At 42.3% G+C, this 21,770-nt stretch carries 23 protein-coding genes, 1 tRNA gene and 1 pseudogene; 4 read left to right on the top strand and 21 right to left on the bottom strand.

From position 1 onward, the window contains the following. Positions 1-7 precede the first annotated feature (7 nt). The 3 genes from VSQ62_RS29895 to VSQ62_RS29885 form a co-directional block, all read right to left on the bottom strand. Positions 8-277 carry a CD3324 family protein gene (locus tag VSQ62_RS29895; RefSeq protein WP_334638490.1) on the bottom strand — a complete coding sequence of 90 codons (270 nt, stop codon included), beginning with the start codon at positions 275-277 and terminating at the stop codon, positions 8-10. Between the two features lie 596 nt (positions 278-873). Next, entirely contained in the window at positions 874-1,062 is a 189-nt protein-coding gene (locus VSQ62_RS29890) for a helix-turn-helix domain-containing protein (RefSeq protein WP_334638489.1), read from the bottom strand. Between the two features lie 2 nt (positions 1,063-1,064). Then, on the bottom strand, positions 1,065-1,505 hold the full coding sequence (locus tag VSQ62_RS29885; protein ID WP_334638488.1) for a sigma-70 RNA polymerase sigma factor region 4 domain-containing protein: 441 nt from the start codon (positions 1,503-1,505) through the stop codon (positions 1,065-1,067). Between the two features lie 410 nt (positions 1,506-1,915). Between VSQ62_RS29885 and VSQ62_RS29880 the strand changes: the two genes are divergently transcribed. Beyond that, positions 1,916-2,248 (top strand): helix-turn-helix transcriptional regulator, encoded by a 333-nt coding sequence (locus tag VSQ62_RS29880; RefSeq protein WP_334638487.1) that lies wholly within the window; start codon positions 1,916-1,918, stop codon positions 2,246-2,248. A 201-nt stretch (positions 2,249-2,449) separates the two neighbouring features. On the opposite strand, the gene VSQ62_RS29875 is transcribed toward VSQ62_RS29880, so the two are convergent. The 13 genes from VSQ62_RS29875 to VSQ62_RS29815 form a co-directional block, all read right to left on the bottom strand. Continuing rightward, positions 2,450-2,821 carry a hypothetical protein gene (locus tag VSQ62_RS29875; protein ID WP_334638486.1) on the bottom strand — a complete coding sequence of 124 codons (372 nt, stop codon included), beginning with the start codon at positions 2,819-2,821 and terminating at the stop codon, positions 2,450-2,452. A gap of 5 nt (positions 2,822-2,826) precedes the next feature. Further along, positions 2,827-3,759 (bottom strand): ParM/StbA family protein, encoded by a 933-nt coding sequence (locus tag VSQ62_RS29870; RefSeq protein WP_334638485.1) that lies wholly within the window; start codon positions 3,757-3,759, stop codon positions 2,827-2,829. A 219-nt stretch (positions 3,760-3,978) separates the two neighbouring features. Beyond that, positions 3,979-4,851 (bottom strand): Rpn family recombination-promoting nuclease/putative transposase, encoded by an 873-nt coding sequence (locus VSQ62_RS29865; protein WP_334638484.1) that lies wholly within the window; start codon positions 4,849-4,851, stop codon positions 3,979-3,981. Between the two features lie 58 nt (positions 4,852-4,909). Continuing rightward, positions 4,910-5,323, bottom strand: coding sequence for a hypothetical protein (locus VSQ62_RS29860; protein ID WP_334638483.1), 414 nt, complete (start codon positions 5,321-5,323; stop codon positions 4,910-4,912). 15 nt (positions 5,324-5,338) lie between these two features. Further along, positions 5,339-6,130 carry a class B sortase gene (gene srtB / locus VSQ62_RS29855; protein ID WP_334638482.1) on the bottom strand — a complete coding sequence of 264 codons (792 nt, stop codon included), beginning with the start codon at positions 6,128-6,130 and terminating at the stop codon, positions 5,339-5,341. Positions 6,131-6,248: 118 nt separating this feature from the next. After that, entirely contained in the window at positions 6,249-7,460 is a 1,212-nt protein-coding gene (locus VSQ62_RS29850; RefSeq protein WP_334638481.1) for a CHC2 zinc finger domain-containing protein, read from the bottom strand. A gap of 154 nt (positions 7,461-7,614) precedes the next feature. Next, positions 7,615-8,748, bottom strand: coding sequence for a polyadenylate binding domain-containing protein (locus tag VSQ62_RS29845; RefSeq protein ID WP_334638480.1), 1,134 nt, complete (start codon positions 8,746-8,748; stop codon positions 7,615-7,617). Positions 8,749-9,013: 265 nt separating this feature from the next. After that, complete coding sequence (locus VSQ62_RS29840; RefSeq protein WP_334638479.1) at positions 9,014-9,289, bottom strand: hypothetical protein; 276 nt, start codon at positions 9,287-9,289, stop codon at positions 9,014-9,016. A 39-nt stretch (positions 9,290-9,328) separates the two neighbouring features. Further along, the gene (recD2, locus tag VSQ62_RS29835; RefSeq protein WP_334638478.1) at positions 9,329-11,563 is read right to left on the bottom strand and encodes an SF1B family DNA helicase RecD2; all 2,235 of its coding nucleotides are present in this window, start codon (positions 11,561-11,563) and stop codon (positions 9,329-9,331) included. Further along, a complete protein-coding gene (locus tag VSQ62_RS29830) occupies positions 11,541-11,945 on the bottom strand; it encodes a DUF7768 domain-containing protein (protein ID WP_334638477.1) in 405 nt (134 codons plus the stop codon). Before VSQ62_RS29830 ends, recD2 begins: the two co-directional genes overlap by 23 nt. Next, positions 11,942-12,988 carry a YqaJ viral recombinase family nuclease gene (locus VSQ62_RS29825; RefSeq protein WP_334638476.1) on the bottom strand — a complete coding sequence of 349 codons (1,047 nt, stop codon included), beginning with the start codon at positions 12,986-12,988 and terminating at the stop codon, positions 11,942-11,944. The genes VSQ62_RS29830 and VSQ62_RS29825 overlap by 4 nt, the downstream gene beginning before the upstream one ends. Before the next feature lie 121 nt (positions 12,989-13,109). Beyond that, a complete protein-coding gene (locus VSQ62_RS29820; RefSeq protein ID WP_334638475.1) occupies positions 13,110-14,252 on the bottom strand; it encodes a transposase in 1,143 nt (380 codons plus the stop codon). Between the two features lie 446 nt (positions 14,253-14,698). Beyond that, positions 14,699-14,893, bottom strand: a complete 195-nt coding sequence (locus VSQ62_RS29815; protein ID WP_334638474.1) for a 2-ketoisovalerate ferredoxin oxidoreductase — start codon at positions 14,891-14,893, stop codon at positions 14,699-14,701. Between the two features lie 310 nt (positions 14,894-15,203). Here VSQ62_RS29815 and VSQ62_RS29810 point away from each other — a divergent pair, with 310 nt between their 5' ends. From VSQ62_RS29810 to VSQ62_RS29800, 3 genes and pseudogenes are all read left to right on the top strand, one after another. Beyond that, the gene (locus VSQ62_RS29810) at positions 15,204-15,521 is read left to right on the top strand and encodes a helix-turn-helix domain-containing protein (protein ID WP_334638473.1); all 318 of its coding nucleotides are present in this window, start codon (positions 15,204-15,206) and stop codon (positions 15,519-15,521) included. A 418-nt stretch (positions 15,522-15,939) separates the two neighbouring features. After that, a complete protein-coding gene (locus tag VSQ62_RS29805) occupies positions 15,940-16,152 on the top strand; it encodes a helix-turn-helix domain-containing protein (protein WP_334638472.1) in 213 nt (70 codons plus the stop codon). 14 nt (positions 16,153-16,166) lie between these two features. Next, positions 16,167-17,551, top strand: a pseudogene (locus VSQ62_RS29800) (site-specific integrase). A gap of 211 nt (positions 17,552-17,762) precedes the next feature. Here the strand turns inward: VSQ62_RS29800 and VSQ62_RS29795 are convergent. The 5 genes from VSQ62_RS29795 to VSQ62_RS29775 all read right to left on the bottom strand — a co-directional run bounded on the left by VSQ62_RS29795 (position 17,763) and on the right by VSQ62_RS29775 (position 21,342). Then, positions 17,763-17,835, bottom strand: a tRNA-Arg gene (locus tag VSQ62_RS29795). 426 nt (positions 17,836-18,261) lie between these two features. Continuing rightward, positions 18,262-19,317, bottom strand: a complete 1,056-nt coding sequence (locus tag VSQ62_RS29790) for an IS66 family transposase (RefSeq protein ID WP_334638471.1) — start codon at positions 19,315-19,317, stop codon at positions 18,262-18,264. Positions 19,318-19,402: 85 nt separating this feature from the next. Further along, entirely contained in the window at positions 19,403-19,978 is a 576-nt protein-coding gene (locus tag VSQ62_RS29785; RefSeq protein ID WP_334638470.1) for a DUF6444 domain-containing protein, read from the bottom strand. After that, a complete protein-coding gene (locus VSQ62_RS29780; RefSeq protein WP_334638469.1) occupies positions 19,965-20,225 on the bottom strand; it encodes a hypothetical protein in 261 nt (86 codons plus the stop codon). The genes VSQ62_RS29785 and VSQ62_RS29780 overlap by 14 nt, the downstream gene beginning before the upstream one ends. 673 nt (positions 20,226-20,898) lie before the next feature. Further along, positions 20,899-21,342 carry a DUF6444 domain-containing protein gene (locus VSQ62_RS29775; protein WP_334638468.1) on the bottom strand — a complete coding sequence of 148 codons (444 nt, stop codon included), beginning with the start codon at positions 21,340-21,342 and terminating at the stop codon, positions 20,899-20,901. Positions 21,343-21,770: the final 428 nt, after the last annotated feature.

Here is a 21,770-nt window from a genome sequence, read left to right as displayed (position 1 = left end):
TTCTAAACTACATTTTTTCCTGTCTAAGTATTCTTTGTATGCTTTTCTCCGTCAAAAAATATTTTTCCGATAACTGTTTTATTGTCATTCCATTTTGACGGTCTGAACAAATCTGACAATTGCGTAAAGCCAATACTTGCTTGGTATCTGTATTTTCTCCCCATTGTTTTTTGTTTTTCTGCTTTTTGGGAATATAAATCACTTTACCGTCTACATATTTTTGAATTTGTTCAATTAACTCCTTCGGCAATATATTCGTTGAGTTCTGACAGTCCATTCTGCACCTCCTAAATTGTTGCTTTTAGGATTTGCAAAGGCTACTATCACTCAAAAATTATTTTACGTGCAATAGCCTTTGCTATGCACAGAATTTTGTTCCCATAAATTGATGCTCCTTCCTACTGGTCAAAGGTTTTCTCTATTGTCCTCATATTGAGTTCAATAAAAAGTCTGCACTTTTATTATATACATTCCAGAAGATAATAGCAATCGCTTTTAAAAATATAGGAATGAGAGGGATTCCGTTAGTGGCATTGTGGGAAAATCCAAAAGTTTAAATTTTTCTATAATGCTTCTTGTCTTTGCGATACAATCTATTCCGTTTTTTCTGGCCAACTGACTTTTCTTTCGTCTCCCCGGCTTTCTCCTGTTCGCGCCTTGCCCTTTGCGGGCCGGCTTTCTTCCAGCTTAAAAATACTAAAAATAAATATACACAATATATACCCTCAAAATACCTAAAATAATTTATTCATTCAACAATATAGCATTTATATCTTTGCGACAGGCTATCGTTAAAAATGCCAGTAAGAAAATATATCTATGCCTCTCCATATATTAGGGACAGCCATAGAGACTGCCCCTTTCACTCCTTATCTACTCCAGTTTTCTAAAATTTCTGATGCACTTTAGCGTTTCCAAAATTAATTCCTGATACAAATCTTCGTCAAATACACCATTCACCAGTGCATTTTTTACTAGCAATGGTTGATATATCTTCAGCACTTGCTCTGTTGCCTTTTCATCACCCATTTTAGCCTGAAATAATAACTCTTCAAAATTCATTCTTACCTTCCTTCCATCATTTTACGTACTTTTCGAATTGCATAAAAATAAATCCCTTTAATCCTATAAGTTGGATGACAATTCATCAGTCCCATTTCAGTAAATGTCCTGCCTTCGAACACATGCTGATAAATTAGCTTGCGTTCTTCCTCACTTAGCCTCAATAGTGACCTTACAAGTTTCTGATCTGTCAGTTCATTCCATTCCGGGTAAACCCCTTCTGCCTCCTGAAATAACAATTCTTCTTTCTGTCTTTGCTCCAAGGACTCTTCAAAGGGAATCCCCATTTCAGTCTGCATAAACTCATCGACAGATATTTCAGCATTAGCAGTCCGAATTTTTTTCTTCAGGTAATAACTCCGTTTTCCACGAATAGAACTTAAAAGATAAGCGGTAAATTTGTTCTTTACTTCAGAACCAGTAAATTTATTATTTTTGTTCATGATTTTCCTCCAGAATATTCAAAATTAACCCGTTTTGAAATTCTGGAGCGGCGGAGAACGGCAATGCTGGCTGATAGCAGGTTCTTTCTCTACATAAAAAATACTGCCAAACCGGCATATTACCAGTCTGACAGCATTAAAAAACAACCGAATCTCATGTGCTATATGAAATGTTGACACATCATATACTGCATATGCATGAGTCTCATGCCTCCACCATGCGGTTGCGATTTTTTTAACAAACTACTTACTGCACATTTTCCTTTCCTGCCATATATAAAATTTAATTCCTTGTTTTCCTGCCTGTCACACACCAAACACGCAATATAATACGCGAAAACAGGTATCTTAACGCATTTCATATAGTGCATATCTCATGTAAAATATAAGAACTAAGTGAGGTGGTACAAATGATGGCTAAGAAATTATTAGGAGATGCGGTAAAAGAAGAACGATTAAGAAGAAATCTGTCCCAGAATGCTCTTGCCGAAATGGTGCATGTTTCTCTCCGCACCATCTCGGATATTGAAAATTACAATGGTAATCCCCGGTTTGAAAATCTGTACTTACTAGCATCTTATCTGAATCTGTCCATAGATGCAGTCTTTAATGGTGAAAACGAGCCCATGGATTCTACCATGAAACAGATTATCGCAGAACTTAATCAGTGTTCCAATGAAACAAAGCGCCTGGCACTAGGGGCATTGCGCGGCCTTTTATCCGCAGCATCCCAGAACCAATAGTCTTCATTTTTGCATCCCATATTGACTTAACCATTATTTCTGAGTATAAAAATGAAATCTGTGAATAGTCTGTGAGTAATCTGTGAGTTTAGATGGATGATAGAAAAAAGTTCGGATATGACAAAAGCAGCCCCGCTTGTGACAGGACTGCTTTTCTCTGTTACTTTTTGTGACATCTATATCCTATATTCATGAACCCGGTTAATTCCTTCGGAAAGTGTCCATGGCCGCCATGATGTTCTGGGTTATACTTTTATCCATTTCCTTTTCTTCAGGCGAAAGATCCAAAACCAAATCGGAAGGCTGCCCTTCCTTAGCAGCAGGAGGTACCAAGTGCCTGCTCATGACTTTTTCCAGCTCCTTCTGTATCAGCTTTTCCAATAGAGGCTGAAATGATTCCACATGAAAATCAGGGATTCCTTCTGAATCAACACTATCCACATAGCTTAAAATAGCGGCAGCTATCAACTGAGCCTTCTTTTTCGTTCCATTCAGGATCTCTGCAGCCCGTACATGGGTTGGATCTGTTTCATCAAATCCAATGGTAAATACATACGGATTTTTCTTTGCCATTCCTATCACTTCCCATTCTCATATGCGCGGTATAACAGGTCATATCCTCTGGCATTGGCTTTCAGATCCTCGATAAACAGATATTTTCCCAAACGGTCTGATTTTTCAAGGAATTGCTTCAGCAGGACGGCGCCTCCGCCAATAAATACTGTATAAGATGTCTTTGTATCTATTCCGCGTTCCCTGATGCTGTTCAGAAGATCTGTCACAAAATCCTGCACCATACTTTCTGTCATACGTACCACGCTGTCATCATAATACTGTGTATTTCCGGCAAGGATGCTGTCAATGTCTGTATCCTCCAGAAGCATGTCATACTCGCTGTTGACACTGGAGATAATCTGGTTATACATGGTAATCACACCCTTTTCCAGAGAATCGCAATATCCCATATCCGGCCTTCCTTTTCGCATAAGGAGATAATCAGTTGTAAATCCTCCTATATCAATGCCGACTGCTTTCGGAACCTGCATAATGTCCTGTCCTATAGTCATCATAGCCGCAAAGTCCTGTACAAAAGCCCGTACCTCCTGAATACAGATATGATAAATCTTTCCGTTAAAATTCAGATCCAATACTTTGCCTTCCGCCCGGAAAAATGTCTCATACTTTTCATAAAGCTCTGCAAAATGCTTCGGCGGCAGTCCGATAGGAAGCTGGATCTGCACCACGTCCTCAGGCTGAATCTGTTCTTTGCCTTCTAGCTCCATTGCAATCGCAAACAGTGTGAGAATAAAGAACCGGAAGTCTAACGTCTTATCTCTTTGGTAAGGAATCCTCTGCTCACTGAGGGTATAATACTTTCCCTCATACTGAAGATATTGCTCGCCCCTTGCAGGCTTCTTATCCAGCACATTCAGACCGCTTGTGAAAATAAAATGGCAGGTTTTCATATTTCGGTTTCCATGATCCACCGCAACTCTTAGTTTCTTAATCATATATCATCCACTCCTTTGTCGTTGATACATACTCTATACGTGTGAGATATGTAAAATGCAACCTTTTTCATAAATTCGCTTTGTCAAGTTTTTATCCCCAGCCATGTCCTGTCACCATAACTTTTCTATCGCACGAAAAAAGCACCGGTCAAATACCGATGCTTTTATCCATTTAATATTTTTCACTGCTTCATTCATCCTGCTAATCTGCACATATTGTTATATTCCAAACATTTTTCTTGTGCTTTCTACCTCTTCTGGCTCGCAGCCGACTTCCGCCGCAATTTGCTCATCTGTAAGATTCGGATTGCTTTTCACTGTCTGAAAGATTCTTCCTGACAGAATCAATCCTTCCTGTCTTCCCTGCTGTTTCGCCTCCTGCTGCTTTACCTGGATATCTTCTTCGTAACTGTACTCTGCAATCAACATGTTCTCAACCTCGCTTCCTTTCCGCTTCAGATAATCCGCCAGTATTCCACGGTCAATACATTCTCTGATTGCCTTCTTAATTGCACTTTCTTCACCGGAATGCGCTCTCACCGTATCAATAAACTGGCTGTATTCCCTCAATATGTCACATTTCTTCAAGAGTTCATGTGCCTTATCGGAATTAATATTGATAACTTTCACCTTTAATTCTGCGGAATTGTTCCCTACCGGATTTATAAATGCATCTGACAGTTTCAATTCCTGCTCTAATGGCTGATCCTTTTGCCCATTGTAAAAAGTGTAAAATTCTGGCGTAGGTATTCTGACCAGCGTTGTCCTGTAACGAGCTTTCTTATCGATCAGCTGTTCATACGCCCTTCCCACATATAACAGGCATCTAAACGGAATGTTCGGGTTCACAGTACTTTGGTGTTCCCCCAGGACAAGCACCTGTCCATCTACTTCAAAGGAAATATCATTTTTAAAATTCTTATACAGAACATCTGGGGTCTTCACTTTCCGAATGACATCCTCATCCTGATACTCTGTATCGTGCAATGCATTATATAAACTTAGCAGATTCTTTTTTGCTGTCTCATCCTGATAGAACAGATCTACAAAGAGACTGTCCTTATGTTTACGGTTCTCCTTCTCCATTATCATATACCGCCTTTCCTTTCTCTTATACTATCACATTTCAATTTTTGTTTCAATTATGCTTTTACGCTGCTTCATTCCTTGCTTCATCCTTAACATATTTCTCAAATAATTCCTGATACCGCTTATATCCCTGCGAAATCAACGGCGCTTTTAAAGAAGTCTTTGACCACAGAATTAATTCTTCCTCCTCCACATGATAGGGGTTGCCAGGATAAAAAATCCCGCCGGAATGCCTTGGACTGCTTGGCTTTATAATCTCCTCCAGTTCAGCCTTTGTCTTTGCCCTCATGATGAAATCAGCCTTTTTACAGAATACCGTCTCAACCAGTTCCGGCAGAAACTTTTCTTCTTCATACTGCGCCGTAATTCCCCTCATTTTTCTTAACGCATCAAATCTCCGGGAACGCAATTTTTCATTCAATTCATTATCCATTAATAGCTCCGTGATATAACGGCTGTATTCCAAATCTATCATCTCTTGGTTCTCCTCTTAATTCTGAATTTTCTGTACCAGCTTCCCATGTACAAGATAGCGGTAATTCCTGTCTGTATTCACGCAGGTCGAGAGTGTCACGATATGGTCTGAACCCGTTACCGTTACTCCCGTATCATACCCAGAATAGGAGAGTACCGTATCTACAAACTTCTGGAAATCCTCTGGCTCCGGAAAGGAGTAAGTATATCCAATGCTTCCGTTCCGGCCAGCATAACAGGATATGATCTGATGTTCCAGTACAACTCCCGGAACATAGATATAAAAATACGGATACTGCTGGTATAGATCTTGGTCCTTGTAATGGTCAAGCGTGCCGAACATGCTGCCATTTTTCATATTATGGCCATAGACAATGGTATTGCTGTCTGAAAAATCCGGCTGATTATGATAATCCACAAAGATACTCCCGTTTTTATTTTCCTGACCGTCAAACATATGGTGCAAGTAATAGTAATTGTCCTTCCCACGTACTACCGGATAACTGATATCCAAAGCCGGAATCTGAATCCATGCAATAACATCCGGGTTCACTTTCTTAAGCCCTGCAAAATCAACCTGCAGATAAATATTTTCGGTATCCTCCGGTGATTCCTTTGAAGTTCCATCCTCTGACGATGGCTCGTCCTTTTCTTTCGGCTCCTGTACAAAATTCTGCAGTTCCTCATAGGTTTCCGCTCCCTGATGATATTCTGCATAAATACCAAACAGCTTCCACGCTGCAAATGCAAAAACTGCAAGAGAAGCAAGCAGTAAAATCAAAGATGCATAATCTCTCTTTTTTTTCATGTATCATTTCCTCCTCTTTAAAATAAATATTTCTTCTAAAAGCGCGCTTTTTATGGTACCTGTAGAAAAGCCAGAGTGTTATATCCTCTGGCTTATGTAATTTTCAAATACTTCCGTTTTATTGTTTCACTGCATTTCTCCTGGTGACATAATAAAAATCATCAATCCCTTTTATCCTACCACACCATTCACCCTTCTCATCCATGTCCCAGATCATCCTCTGTACCGGCAGGGAAAGACTCCGGCAGCCTTCATAAAGCTTTTTGCAGCCATTCTGTATAATCTCCCTCTTTTTCACTTTAAAAGGGCAGTAGTCATGTACACCGGCTTCCAGGCATTCCCCGCATTTTTTGTGGTTTCCATTGCAATTCACCCGCATCTTCTTATCCATATCATAGGCCTCATAAACCAGCTTCAGATTTCTTTTTGAAAGACCTTCCAATACAGGATGAAGGCTTCGATACTGATTGACGCCTGGCGCACATAGAAATGTATCTCCGGACAGATAATGGGCAATCGTTCCTTTTAGTGCCCCTTCTGTCACATACATTGTTTCAGCATCCAAATTCCCGATTACATGCACCGGGCTGCCAGAAGAGACACCCATCTGATAGTTAGCGCTGGAAAGCCAGATGTATTTTCTGGAGTCTGTCGCAAAATCAAGCCGTATCTGGAATCCTTGCATTTGTCCTTCCATAGAAAGAATCGGAATCAGGATACCAGAGTTTTTGGCTGTAAAATGGATACTCCAAGCTCCATCTTCACATTGATAGAACCCAGGTACTCCTTTTATAGTACAGCCTTTGTCTTCCAACCGTTCCACCAGTTTTTTGATTCCAAATAACGGAACACTCCGGTATCTCTGTACAGCAATCTGCTCCGGCGTTAATCCGCGTTTCTGCAAGTCTTCCTGATGCTTCCGCGATAGTGTAAGCATGGAAAGCATCTGGGAATAGGTCTGGTCGATTTCCACATCCGAAGCCCGTTCGCTGTTTACCGGTGCTGGCGGTTCCAAATCCCTTTCCTGTTTTACCGGCCTTTGGTAATCATCCCGGTACTGTCCGAGATGTAATGCCTCCCGGATCTGCTGGTTTGCCTCTGTCTTTGTGACGTTATACAGCTTGGAATACAAATCCAGCATCCCGCCGTGCGCATCACAATAATTACAGCGGAAAACATTTTTTTCAATATTGATGTTCAGCTTTCCCGTCTTGTGGTTGCAAAATGGACAGTCCACGTCATACGACCTCGCATTTTTACGCCGGATGGTAAGATTCAGCACCCGCACCACATCCCGGATGTCGTAGCCAAATCCAGATATATCATACATCCATAAACACGCCTCCTCTCGTTATCAGAGCATTCCGGGAACTCTAAATCTGCTTTCAATGGATAAGATTATCCGTATAGAGTATGCAGATGTTAAGTAAAGCTTCCCGGAATAACGCTGATAACTGTTTTTAATTTAAAAAGGGTTCATTCCTCTAACCAGCCATTGGCATGGCCGCATTTAAAAGGACTCTGGCCGAAGCTGGGATCAGATGGTTCTTGCCGGAATAACTCTGTGCAAACCACTCCAGATTCTTTGGGCTTTCCACAGCAACCTGTCCCATGGTCTTGCCGCCAAATTTTCCGTTCCCGTTAATCACTACCTGTGTAGCCTGCTCATACGTCATGCGCTGCACCAGTTCTTCTACCGGAAGTGATTCATCCAGAGAAGCGGCGGGAGAGTACTGACTGGAAGCTTTGGAATTTCCCTGCATCTGCGGCATCTGACTTACCTGCTGGTTCTGATTTCCAAAACCATTCTGCATCTGGGGCATTCCTGACGGATTCTGCCCGATAGTTGTGCCTTTTTCCTGAGCCTGCTGATAAAACTGGTTCATCATAGGATTGGATTGTGCCGACGCTGAAGACTGCGGATTAGCTGTTCCCTGCGGCATAGTCTGTGACTGATTGCCCTGGTTCTGTGCGGCTGCCTGCATGCCTTGATTTTCCGTCACGGCAGGCTGCATCTGCGGATTCCCTGTCATAGCATGCTGTGGATTCTGTCCATACTGATTAGCAGGCGGGATACTGTTTCCCTGCATACCAGGCTGCATCTGTGGGTTCCACGGCATGCCTCCCTGCGGGATATCATTCCCCTGTACCTGGGATTGCGCCGTCATACTTGGCATCTGGATTCCCGCATCTACCTGCATGGGATCATTTTCTTCCCCTACATCTGCAAACTGTAACCCAAACCCAGCATCAGAGAGCGCACGCCCTACGGCAGCCGTTTCCGCCATCTCCAGGAACTTATCCCCAAAATTCGGATCATTGGTCCGGAACCTCTGGGAAAAGGCATTGGCAATGTAATTCTCCTCTGCATCGCATTTATCCAGATAGATCCTTGCCTCCACGATTGCCATGTTCTCCGTAAAGCTTCGGATACTGCTGACAATCTTTCCTAATGGATGTACAAGACGGAACCATAGCTTCCGGTATTTCACATCCAGATAAAGCTGATCCTCCTGTCCCTCCTTAGTAAGTGTTCTTGCCAGCTCCATCGGATTAAATCCCTCTACACGGTTCAATGCCGCGACTGCCTCCGACCGGTCAAATAACTTTTCTTTCATTCGCTTACGCTCCTTTCATTCTCTTCGTGAAAATGAAATGCAGACGATACCCTTTCATAAGAGTAATAGTCTGCATTTCTTTAAGATTGGAATATTCTTTTGTTTTTTATACTTTTTAAATTATTTACTGGAATATCATACATAAAACCAGGAATATACCTAATGATACCAAGATCATTTCCGCAATTCCATGTTTTCTCATAAGATATATACCTAAGATAAGAGAAATCAGTAATCTCATTTCTTCCTCCTTAAACTGTTCGCTTTACTCTGTAAAAAGGCCACTTTCCCAGCCGCATTTACGACATTCGTAGGACCAACAGCCGCCTCCGTTAGCTAGGTCAGCATGATCAAAAGCAAATGCTTTCTCACGCTTTGACAACGGCTTCATCCGTCCATTCTTCATGCAAAAAGGCTTTTCCGTAGACAAATTCACCGATACCTGCAGATTCCTCTGTTCATGCCTTGTAATTCTTGTACTGTTACATACCGGACAGCAGTTACCTTCTCTCGTATCACTAATTGGTATTTTTTCTATCATCCGTTTTTCCCTTTCTTATGGCAGTTTACAGATTATTCTTTAAACTGCCAGCTTCAACTGTTCCATTTCTTCTGTTCGCTTCCTTTGTTCTGCATCATAATATCCCTGGATTCTCTGCCCTAAGACGGTATTGCGCTTTCCACTGTCATCCGTATGGATACACTGGCACACTGCGTTCCAGTCTCCAACCAAATAAACCTTGCATTTCGCCCTGGTAATCGCTGTATAGAGGATGTTGCGCTTCAGCATGGTGTAAAATGCTTTTACACACGGGATAATCACGACTGGATATTCGGAACCCTGAGATTTATGGATAGTAATTGCATTGGCATGCTCCACCATCTCCATCTGTTCCCGTTCGTACCGGACCACCCTGTTTTCCGAGAACAGGATCTGCACCTTCTGGCTTTCATCCGAATCCTCGTAAATATCCTGAATAATCCCCATGTCTCCGTTGCTGACCAGATCCGTATTCTTATTCTGCAGAATCTTATCGCCCACCCGGAATACATCTTTTCCTATCGTAATCTCACTCTTTCCGATAGCGGGCGGGTTAATCAAGTCCTCTAATGTACGGTTCAATTCCACCACGCCAGCGGCAGTCTTCACACGGTACGAGGTCAGGATCTGCACCTGCTCCAGCCCATATTTCTGCACTTCCTCCAGATACAGCTTCTTTACCATCTCTGCAGTCGGCTCTGTTCCATCGCATGGGACAAATATAAAATCTTCCCCCATAAACAGGTTTGTCCGGTTCTGCTGAATCAGATTCGCATTGACCGGGATATTGCTTGACGCCCCCTGGCGGTATACCATATCTAATACGGTTACCGGGATCAGGCCGCAGCCAATCAATTGCCGGAATACGTCCCCGGCTCCTACGGATGGGAGCTGGTCCACATCTCCTAACAGCAGCACCCTTGCATGATCTTTTACTCTGCTGAAAAATTCATAGGCAAGGTGCATGTCTACCATGGATACCTCATCTACGTTTAGGAACTCTGCTTCCAAATACTGAAATCCCAGATTGTAATCGCTTCCTCCGAGCAGACCTAATGCCATATGCATCGTAGATGCGTCTTCCCTGCCGGTGCTTTCCGCCATTCTCCTTGCCGCGCGTCCGGTAGGCGCCATCAGCTGTACCGTAGTCTTGCATTTCAGGCCATGGATATAAAGAATGACCTTCAGAACAGTCGTCTTGCCCGTTCCCGGTCCTCCCGTAATGATACTTAAAGGGCTTTCAAACACCATCCTTACCGCCTGTTTCTGCCGTTCGGACAGTGTAATCCCTAAGACCTGCTGTGCCTGATTCAGTTCATTTTCAATCGGGAATGGCTGTCTTGCTGTCTGTATCCGTTTTGCAATCATCAATGCCGTCAGCCGCTCCTCCTCATACTGCTGGAAGATATATACCTTCTCATGATCAATCACAATGCTCTGCTGCATGACCAGCTGATAGAGCACACGGCTGATATCCTGTTCTGTTACAGCCGGAACCGTTAAATCCTTATTCAGCAATACTAATGTTTTATCCATTAGTGTCTCCTGATTCAAGTACAGATGCCCTTCCTTCATGGCTTCATGCAGGATATAGCTGAGACACCCTGAAATACGCATAGGATCATTCAGTGTCCTGCATAGCTGCCTGCCAATCGCATCCACCGTCAGAAAGCCAAAGCCTTTTACTGCACACAGCATATACGGTCGGTTCTGGATAATACGGACAGATTCCTCATGGAAAGTTTTCAGGATCATGTTCACCTTCTTCGGCGTTACCTTATAAGGAGCCAGAAATGTCATCAGCTCCCGGAATACCTGGTTCTGCCCATAACATTCCACAATCTCCCTTAACTTTCGCTCAGAAATCCCCCGGATAGACAAGAGTTTTTCCGGAGACTTTTCTATCACATCCAATGTCTGCAGCCCGAACTGCTGGTAGATTGCCTCCGCCGTTCTCTGCTTTACGCCTTTAATGGCTCCGGAAGAGAGGTAGCCGATGATCCCCGCCTTTGTCCGAGGCACGATCTCCATAAAGGAGTCAACCTTCAGCTGTAGCCCGTGGCTTCCGTTCTCCCAGTCGCCTTCCATTTCCAGCTCAATCGTATCGGTCAGCGGCAGGTTGTAACCTACCGCCGTAAAACCAATAATATTTCTGCTTTCTAGGTATTTATTTCTGGCAGAAAGGGGTACGGACTCATCGGAAGTGGAATAGACAGCGACCGTAAATCCATTTTCCTCGCTTAAGAAGATTTTATTTACATACCTGCAGCGCATCCCATTCCTCCCTCCAGCTTTCTATGGCCCTGAGTTCAAAAGGCTTTTCCTCACTGTCATACCAGTATACTTCCATGCCCTTTTCTAATGCTTCCTTGATTTCCCCTGCCATGCCGGAACTGACACGCCTGCCGCAGATAATCAAGGCATCGCATAAGTCCATCAGCTCCATACCGATCCGGAGTGCGGTTTCCCGTTCCTCCGGAATCGAATCATCTAACATCAGGGGCAGATACGCGTGGGAAGCAAACGTCCTGCAATGGTAGAGAACCTGCATCCTTTCCATATAGAACCTCGCCATGTCCATGTTGTGGCTGACTCCCTTCGCATCAGGGGCAGAAAGCGGAGAGCAGATATATGCTTTTTTTCCGCTTAACATCATGCCGCCTCCTTCTTTACCCGGAACGTCCGGCTCTCTGTGGTCTTTGTATATTCCTTAAAAATATCCGGATGCTGGATTTTCAGCTTTTCCATTGCGTCCTTCCCAACCTGGGTTCGCCTGGTTGGATTATAAGTAATCCGGTAACGGCTGATCCCGTCGGATAAGACTGCCTTGCAGGAAGCGCCAAGCTGTTCTACAAACGGCACACTAAGCTTCCTCTGCATTGCCTCAATTTCCTTTTTCCGTTTTTCCAGTTGGGATTTTTCTTCTGATAAGGTAAGATACTTTTCAAGATCAACTGAATGTTGCACCCCAATCTCAATCTCAGGAAGCTCCTTGTCGGCATACCCGCCGTATTTCCGGATGCTTGCAAGGATCAGGTCAGGTTTGCCGTTGTATGGCGGCTCTGCCTGCTTTTCCACATATTCCTTCCAGAAATATTCCTCCTGTGCAATGATTTCTTCTTCCTCCATCATATTCCGCTCAATCGGACGGATGACAAATTCATTCTCATTATTTCCATAGAGACAGGCAATATAGGCTTTGTCCATGTTCATCACAGACAGATAATGCCTTACCTGAAGGATGTAGTTATCGGGAATCCCTCCGTCCTCCCACTTGGTCCTGGCATTATAGTTGCAGGTCTTGCACTCTAAAATACCATACGAGCCATCCGGGAAAATGATAAAGAAATCCACATCTGCCAGCATAAACGGATACAGCGGATGCCGGAACATCTTCCGCACCGGGAAGACCGTAAGCCCTGTCTTCTTTGCAAAGATCTCCGCTACCAGATCCTCCAGCCGGTGTCCGACTTCCTTTGCTACCCAGTTGCTTTCTTCCTCTTCGATCAGCGGTTCGATTCCGAGCTTATCGTTATAAAGGTCGCGGATGGTTGCAAAGGGTGAAATCCCCATAATGGCAGCAACATCACTTCCACCGATTCCAAGCTTCCGGTAAGACAGCCAGTCTTCACGTGAGAGAGTGTCCGTATCAACAATAACCTCCGGTTCATAATTCATGTTCAAACTTGTTTCGTTCATCTTAATCCTCCTCATATTATCAAATTTATTGGTATTTCTTCACCTGTTCTGTACAGTGCTTATCAGAAATCACAAACTGTTTGTCAGCTATTTGCTAAAATAATCTGCTATAAAGTTGGGGCTACCACTTAATCGCACCGCTGACATCATACTCTTTCCAGTTCAGCGCCAGTGCGCGGGTAACCTGTTCCTCCAGGCTGATAATCCCATGCCCCTGCATCCCTTCACAGGCTGCGAAAAAGCAAGCCTCGTTGATTGCAAAGTAAAGATCATGGGCGGTACAGGGATCTGTCCCGTTCTGGCTCTCAAACATTTCCGCCACTTCGTTGATCAGCTTCTTTCGGATTCCGATACGCTTCATCACAAGCTTCAGGCAGTTTAAAGGGTTCCGGATCTCAATATCCATCAGCTTCGTCATATCCGCAACTGCGTCCTGATATCTGGAACAAAGCATACGGAGGTTGTTCATAAACTGTACCAGATCCGCACCTCCCGTATGGGCCAGCTTGATCGGACTTCCAAGACTGATGGTCCGGTTCCCACTGTCACATAACAGCATTGGGTACAGGTTCGCACCGCTGGCCGCCACATCTGATGTAGTAAGCCGTACTGCAGGCGCAATCACCTTGTCGGTCATACCATGGTCGGCAAGGGCCGTCCGGTAAGTATCCAGAAGCTCCTGGTTTCCTCCAAGCTCCCACATCGCCGATACGATGGAATGGTCAAACGCACCGGAACCTTCCATATAACTGCTTCCTTTGAAATTTGTGTCAAGATACTGCATGGTCGTCTCAAAGACTGCACGCATATCAAGGATGCTGTAATCATGACTGTCTCCGCCGTGAACGGCAGATACCTTGCCATCCGCAATCTTGATCAGCGCATCTCCCTTTGCCACCTTCAGACAGTAGTTCACCACCCTGGCATAGTTGGACTTTTCCAGCTTCCGCAATCCGGCGCCAGAGATACCTGCACGATCCAGGATAGTTTTAATGGCACAGTCCCGTACCGGGTAGGTTTCCCCTCTGACCTTTAATGCCAGCTGGGTATTCTTTTCCGTATCCTTAAGGATCTCCTCCCAGTCTGCTGCAGAAGAAGCCTCCATATGCTCTGCCTCCTGACTGATTGGAACCAGCCTGAGAGACCTGGTAGGCTTTCTGATCCATGTGGCAGCCTTTGCTCTTTCTGCCAGAAAATCCAGCATTTCCTTTGGGTTTGCAAACGTCGTTTCAAATGCGTCTGCATAGATTCTTGTCTCATTCATGTTTTCTTCCACCTTTCTTAAATAAATTTTTTATCCATAAACGGCACGCTGGCCAGTTTTGGCTATCTCATCCGTAAAATCAGCCTGTGGCAATTTCTTTTGGATGATTGCAATAAAAAAGGAATGAAACAGAGATATATTCTCCATTCATTCCACACTGACTGGCTGATATGTTAATGAACATCTCCAGCCTAAAAAACAAAAAGTGCCACTACAAGCCGGAAACGGCGTATGGTGACACTCCTTACAAACATAAACAGCTTATGCCGGACAGATTTCTTTTTCTTCTGTCCTCTGCTTTCGGGATTCCTAAGAATCCAAAAGCTTCCCCACAAGGGACATGCATAAAATCAACTATACCAGTATAGTAACACAAGATATAGGTGATGTCAATTTTATTTATACTATATATAGTTTATTCTTTTACGCATATACAATATACAGCATCACGCATCACTTTCTATAATAAACTCTATAGCCTCTCCCAGAAAATCCTTACATGTATGCTGAACCTTTCCGTACAGCCGGTTATCCTGCTTTGCAGACTCACTGCAGGACTCCATATAAGGGCACTGGTCACAGCTATTCTGAATAGCTTCCTTTAGCCATTCAATTTCTTTGACGGTTCCAATTACCTTCACTAATATTCACTCCCTTCTGTCCAGAAATTATCTTCAACTGTCTGTAAAATATCCGAAATAGTCTTCTTAAAGTTTTCCTGCCTGTATAATATCTGAAAATTGTCAGGTATAAGTCCGGCTTAATCTTCAAAATACAATTCTTACTTACAGATTCCGTATAAAGCGTATAATAAATACTTCATCTCTTGTATTATATCCATAATATACGGATATAATCAATCATATATTTCTGTATATGATACTTATAACTATTTTAATCCGCAATTCTACATACCTAAATGGGATAAAATGAGGATACGAGGTGTAGAAGATGGATAAAAAGTATGTAGCAGACCGTATCACGGAGTTACGGATTAAGAAGAATGTATCAGAATACCAGATGAGCTTGGACCTGGGGAAGAACAAAAGCTATATCCAGAATATCAGTTCTGGGCGTTCCCTGCCATCCATGAGTCAATTTTATGAGATCTGCCAATACTTCAACATCACACCATACCAGTTCTTTGACGAGGAATTACACAATCTTCCGTTGTACCAGAAAGCCTGTGACCTTCTAAAACAACTAGACGAAGATGACATGATGACGATCATTCCTCTCTTAAAGCGCCTGTGTAGCAAAGAAAAATAAGGGATTTTACCGGGTTGTCTCCTGGCAACCCGGATTTTTCTTGACCTTTTTTATCATTTCTTGATTTATTTTAACTTTTTTCAAAAATTTTCCAATCTCCCAAATTTCAACACTATTACTTATATAGATGGACAAATAATCCAAGGATTATTTGTGCCTTCACGTACCTTGACAATTCCATACATCTTTCAGGAGATTGATACCGGGTGCTGTAGGTAGTGTGCATGAATGCGCGCCTGCAGTTTAATGATTACACAGTAACGCCTGCTACGTGGCCGAGAAGGGCATAGGAACTGGCTTCTGGAAGATCACTAACATTATTAATTTGAAATTTACAAGGCAGCAAAAGGGACGTATAATAGAAATATGAGGAGTTTTGGCTATACGTTACTCATGCTGTCAAAAGAAAGGAGTACATATGACAGCAAATTCTAACCAAGAAACATCTGCTGTACATCCAGAAGGATCAACGACCTACTCTGTACAAGAAATTGCCGTCATTTTAGGTATAAGCAAGAAATTAGCATATAAATTATGTGAAGAGAACTGCTTTATCTCAAAACGAATCGGCAGAATCATACGGATAAATAAGAGATCCTTTGAGGACTGGCTGAATAGCGGAGCTAATTAAAAAGGAGAAAACGTATGGCTACGATTATTAAACGTAAGAAAAAATATTCTGTTGTTTACTATTATGAGGATGAAAAGGGAGAGAAAAAGCAAAAGTGGGAAACATATAATACACCAACAGAGGCCAAGAAGCGAAAAGTAGAAATTGAGTCAGAACAGATAAACGGTACATTTATTCCGCCAAAGGATATTATCGTAAAAGATTTCCTATATGATTTTATCAAAATTTATGGCAGTGCTCACTGGGCATTATCCACATACGAGTCAAATTGTGCACTGATAGCAAATTATATCAATCCGATCATTGGGGACTTACCAATACAAAGTATCACTCCAAAAGTAGTTGATGAATACTATCAGACCCTTAAAAAGACAAAATCAGTGGTGAAAAGAAATATGAAACCAAGATCTGAATATGTAACATCTGGTGTTATTAACAGTGTCCACAAAGTTTTAAGGTGTGCTTTTGATCAGGCTGTAAAATGGGAGATGATCTCAAGGAATCCGTTTCCAATGGCTAATCGTCCAAAGACCAATTACAAGAAAAGAGAGATTTGGGATGCTGAAATGATCCGTACTGCTCTGGATGGCTGCAAAGAACCAAAATTATATATAGCCATGAATCTGGCATTTGCATGTTCTTTGCGTTTGGGTGAGATCATTGGCCTTCAGTGGGACAATGTTCACATCTCAGATGCTGATATAGCTGCTGATGATGCACATGTGATTATTATGCAGGAACTTTCAAGAGTATCCAAGGATGCAAGACAGTTTATGGATGAAAAAGATATTATTCAGGTCTTTCCTTCTATGATGAATGGAACCAGCACCAATTTGATATTAAAAACCCCTAAAACTGAATCCAGCGTCCGTAAGGTATGGCTTCCTAAAACAGTTGCCTATATTTTGAGAAAATGGAAAGAAGAACAGGAAGAGGTAAAATCGTTCTTTGGCGATGAATATTACGACTATAACCTGGTCGTTGCTTTACCCAATGGCAGACCATGCGAATCCAGAGTTATAGAGAAGGAATTTAATAAGTTAAAAGAAAAACTAAACCTTCCCAATGTTGTTTTTCATTCTCTCAGACATTCAAGTACGACTTACAAATTGAAATTAAACAAAGGGGATATTAAGGCAACACAGGGCGATACCGGACATGCACAGATTGATATGATTACAGATGTATATGCACATATTCTTGATGAAGATCGAAAGGTCAATGCCCAAAGGTTTGAAGAGGCTTTTTATGCTAATTGTGATCTGCGGAAAATCACTCCGCCTGAAGAAAAGAAATTGGCGCCAGAGGTGACAAATATTGTACAACTGCTTCAGGACTCCCTGAATTAACATCTATGCTGAGTAATTTAATTGCACAAGCTGGAACAAAGGCGAATTAAATTATCAAGATTACCTTATTAGCAGATTTTTGGCTAATATTTCTTATTAGCAGGCTATTAGCAACTGTTCGAATCCTTAAAATAATAGTTCGTCCACCAATTAGCAGGATATTCACTAAATATGCATTTAGAATTTTTACAATTTGAATCATGCATATGTGATTTTTCAAAAGAGAAAGTGCCGGAAACCTTTGATTTCCAGCACCCTTAGCGTCCCTGAGACGATTTGAACGTCCGACCCTTCGCTTAGGAGGCGAATGCTCTATCCCCTGAGCTACAGAGACACTTTGTATATTATAACAGTTTATTCAACTGATATAACCTCTTTATTCAATTTTGGTGGACGACCTCCGACTACTTAGGAGGCGAATGCTCTATCCCCTGAGCTACAGAGACACTTTGTATATTATAACAGTTTATTCAACTGATATAACCTCTTTATTCAATTTTGGTGGACGACCTCCGACTACTTAGGAGGCGAATGCTCTATCCCCTGAGCTACAGAGACACTTTGTATATTATAACAGTTTATCCAACTGATATAACCTCTCTATTCAATTTGGATGAACGTATCAATACTTGTTTATTATACTTCAACCAAAATAAATTGTCAACAACTTCTCTACTTTCTCAGCTCTGACGCTTAAAAAAAGGTTACTTTTCACACCCACGCCATCTGTATAATAAAGAAAAAGGTTGCTGCTTTGGCGTTAAGCTTTAGCAACAACCTTTTCCTGTTTTAGTTTGGGCGGGCGTTTCCGTTCATATATTTCTGTTATCTTCTGATATACATCTACATTTTGTGCGCGTAACAAATAGACTATGCTTAAGCCATTACAAATATCGTTTAAACTTTCTTGGCTCCGCAGAGTAATTGCCTGCTTCTGTTTTCGTTTATAGACTCTTGCCAATCTTTCACATAGGGAATTATTGGCTGGAACCCGTTTATCATGCAGGAACAATAATTCACTTTCTTTATATTCCCTTAACCGGAGAAATAGATTATACCCTTCCCTATAATACTCAGTCGGCGGCTCATCCTGATATTCTTTCTCCGCCTTGTTCAGGATTTCGTCATACCTTTTCTCGAATCCCTCAACAATTATCGGATCAAGTTCTTTCTCCCCCAACCCATTTCGGTAATGCAGCATCTCCTGGAACAATCCGTGCATCTCCTTGTTCCATTCCAGCTGCGGCTCATTCTGCTCGCTTCCGATCAGATAGCGGCAGTCATGCTGGGTACACTCCTGATGTTTTGTTCCATAACGGTAAAATGTCTTGTCATGGTCATGCAAGACAATCCCAACATAATTCTCAAGCGGCGTTCCTTCTATTCCTTTATGCCCTTTTTTCTCCCTGCCTATATAAAGTGCCACATCTGCGATCGGGGATGCAAGTATAAGGACCTGCGCACTGTGCCCATTTACAGATGCGTTTGTAAAATCTGCATTCATGACCGGAGACTGCATTAGTTTCTTTATAATCTCTTTTTTCTCTTCCGCTGTTTTCGCTGAAAATTCCCTGGTAAGACCATTGATCATGCCGTCGGACAGTTCGATCTCGCCTTTTGTCAATTCTGAGATTAGCTTTCTTATTTTTCCATGGGATACGTTGCATTCATTGCTCAGGAGAAAGGCAAGTGCCTTCACCGTCCCGTCATAGTTCACTTCATTAATATATCCTTCTGGAAATGGAGCATGTACACGGGCTCCGGTTCTTTTGTCACGGTATTCCTTTGTCGTATATTCCATGACCGCTACAGACATCTGGATGACCACTTTCTGTTTCCGAATGATTTTTCCTGTCTCATAATAATTCTCTTTATCCAGGTATTTTGCAGGCGCAGGGATTTCATGTCTCTGTTACGGCATGGAGCTTCCTGCGGTGTCCGGCATGGCCTGGCTGTCCGCCTGGTTTCCGGTCAGTTTTTACCCGGCTGTTCGGGATTTTTTTCCTGCCGGGTTTCTGCTGGGAAGAGGGGATGGATGAATTCTCAAAATCCATATTGACCTGCGCAGTCAGTTTTTGGTTCAGGCCTTTTTCTTCCTCCAGTTCAGCCCCTACCCTGTAGAATTCCTGTCTTATATCACGGCATTTATCTAATGCTTCATCTCTCTGGCGAACAACTTCCAGATTCTCTTTTTTGAGCTTTGCAATGAGACGGTCCTTCCTGTCAAGTTCTTTCTGGCATTCGTGGTAAAGATCATCATTTGCTTCCATCCATTGATTCCGGACAGACCGGATCTCCTTACGTGCCTGTGCTAATTCTTGTTTTAATTCCCGGATATTTTTTTCAAGTTTCCGAATAATGCTCTTATATTCTTCTTCTAATTTCCGGTATCTCTCGCCGGATTTAAATTCGGCGATCTGCTGTGCCAGTGATTTCACTTTGTACTGTAATGCACTTGTATATTCAAATGGATTCATCTGTACTCTCCTTTGATGAATTAGGGGCGGAATCTAATACCTGTGCCATCGTTCTGCTTAATTCTATTGTCTCTTCCAGTTGTAATGTCAGCATGGAAATATATTCTTCTTTCTGTTCAAGAAGCTCTTCCGAAGTCCGAATGCATTTTTCCTGGATTCGGATTACATTTTCTGCTTCTTTAAGAGCATTCTCCAATTTAGAGATCTGTAATTTATATTTTTTTATAAGTGATGTTTCTTTACTCATTGCTGCCTCCGCACTTGTAATAAAAAAAGTATAGCAGAAATCTGGAAAAAAAGCGAATGAAGGAAATCTGGTATTCGTCATTTTGCCAGGGATAAATCGTTGATTTTTCAAGACAAATGGATATCAAACCACGCAGAAAAAGATGTGAGAAGGGATTTTAAGACGAAAAACAGAAAGGAGAAAATGTTATCCACAAGAAATACCTGAGGACAAAATATTATTAACATTTTGTCCTCAAACGTATCATTTACTGTGGATAAAAATTTTTTCAATTTCAGCACATTTACCAACACTTTCTAAAAAGCCTATTACTGGCGTGGGTGTGAAAAGTAACAAAAAAAGTTACTTTTCACACCCACGCCATCTGTATAATAAAGAAAAAGGTTGCTGCTTTGGTGTTAATCTTTAGCAACAACCTTTTCCTGTTTTATTTTGGGCGGGCGTTTCCTTTCATATATTTCTGATATCTTCTGATATACATCTACATTCCGTGAGCGTAACAAATAGACTATGCTCAAGCCATCACAAATATCGTTTAAACTTTCTTGGCTTCGCAGAGTAATTGCCTGCTTCTGTTTTCGTTTATAGACTCTTGCCACTCTTTCACATAGGGAATTATTGGCTGGAACCCGTTTATCATGCAGGAACAATAATTCACTTTCTTTATATTCCCTTAACCGGAGAAATAGATTATACCCTTCCCTATAATACTCAGTCGGCTGCTATCCAGGTATTTTGCAGGCGCAGGGATTTCATGTGTCTCTGTTACGGCATGGAGCTTCCTGCGGTGTCCGGCATGTCCTGGCTGTCCGCCTGGTGTCCGGTCAGTTTTTACCCGGCTGTTCGGGATTTTTTTCCTGCCGGGTTTCTGCTGGGAAGAGGGGATGGAGGAATTCTCAAAATCCATATTGACCTGCGCAGTCAGTTTTTGGTTCAGGCCTTTTTCTTTTTCCAGTTCCGCCCCTACCCGGTAGAATTCCCGTCTCATATCACGGCATTTATCTAATGCTTCATCTCTCTGGCGAACAACTTCCAGATTCTCTTTTTTGAGCTTTGCAATGAGACGGTCTTTCCTGTCAAGTTCTTTCTGACATTCGTGGTAAAGATCAGTTACCATTCACAGCCATTTTAATTTCTGATGTTTAATGAATTCCCATTGTGGCTTTTTTATTGGCATAATGCACTGTTTTTGGTGGTTTTATTTATTAATAAATATAGCCACTACATGTTGACTTTTTTGTAGTGGTTGTAATATAATATATACAGCCACTATTGAAAGGAGAAACCGTTATGCCTACTATTGTTAAACACTTCGATAAAAAATCAGGAAAGACCCGGGTTTACGAATCTACTCCCACTATGACCCTGTTACCAAGCAATCAAGACCGAAGAGGAAATATCTTGGTACCCTCGATCCCGAAACAAAGGAATTGATCCCATCTTCCGGTCGCAGGGGCAGAACAGCATCTTCGAAAAATGTTACCACCACGGAAGTAGATACTGCTTCTGCAAGGAACAGAGATTTTCAAAAAATCATTTCCGAGA

It is taken from the genome of Sporofaciens sp. JLR.KK001 (assembly GCF_036941055.1).
Classification (GTDB): Bacteria; Bacillota; Clostridia; order Lachnospirales; family Lachnospiraceae; genus Sporofaciens.
The sequence above is the reverse complement of the archived record's forward strand: the minus strand, read 5'-3'. Positions and strand labels throughout refer to the sequence as shown.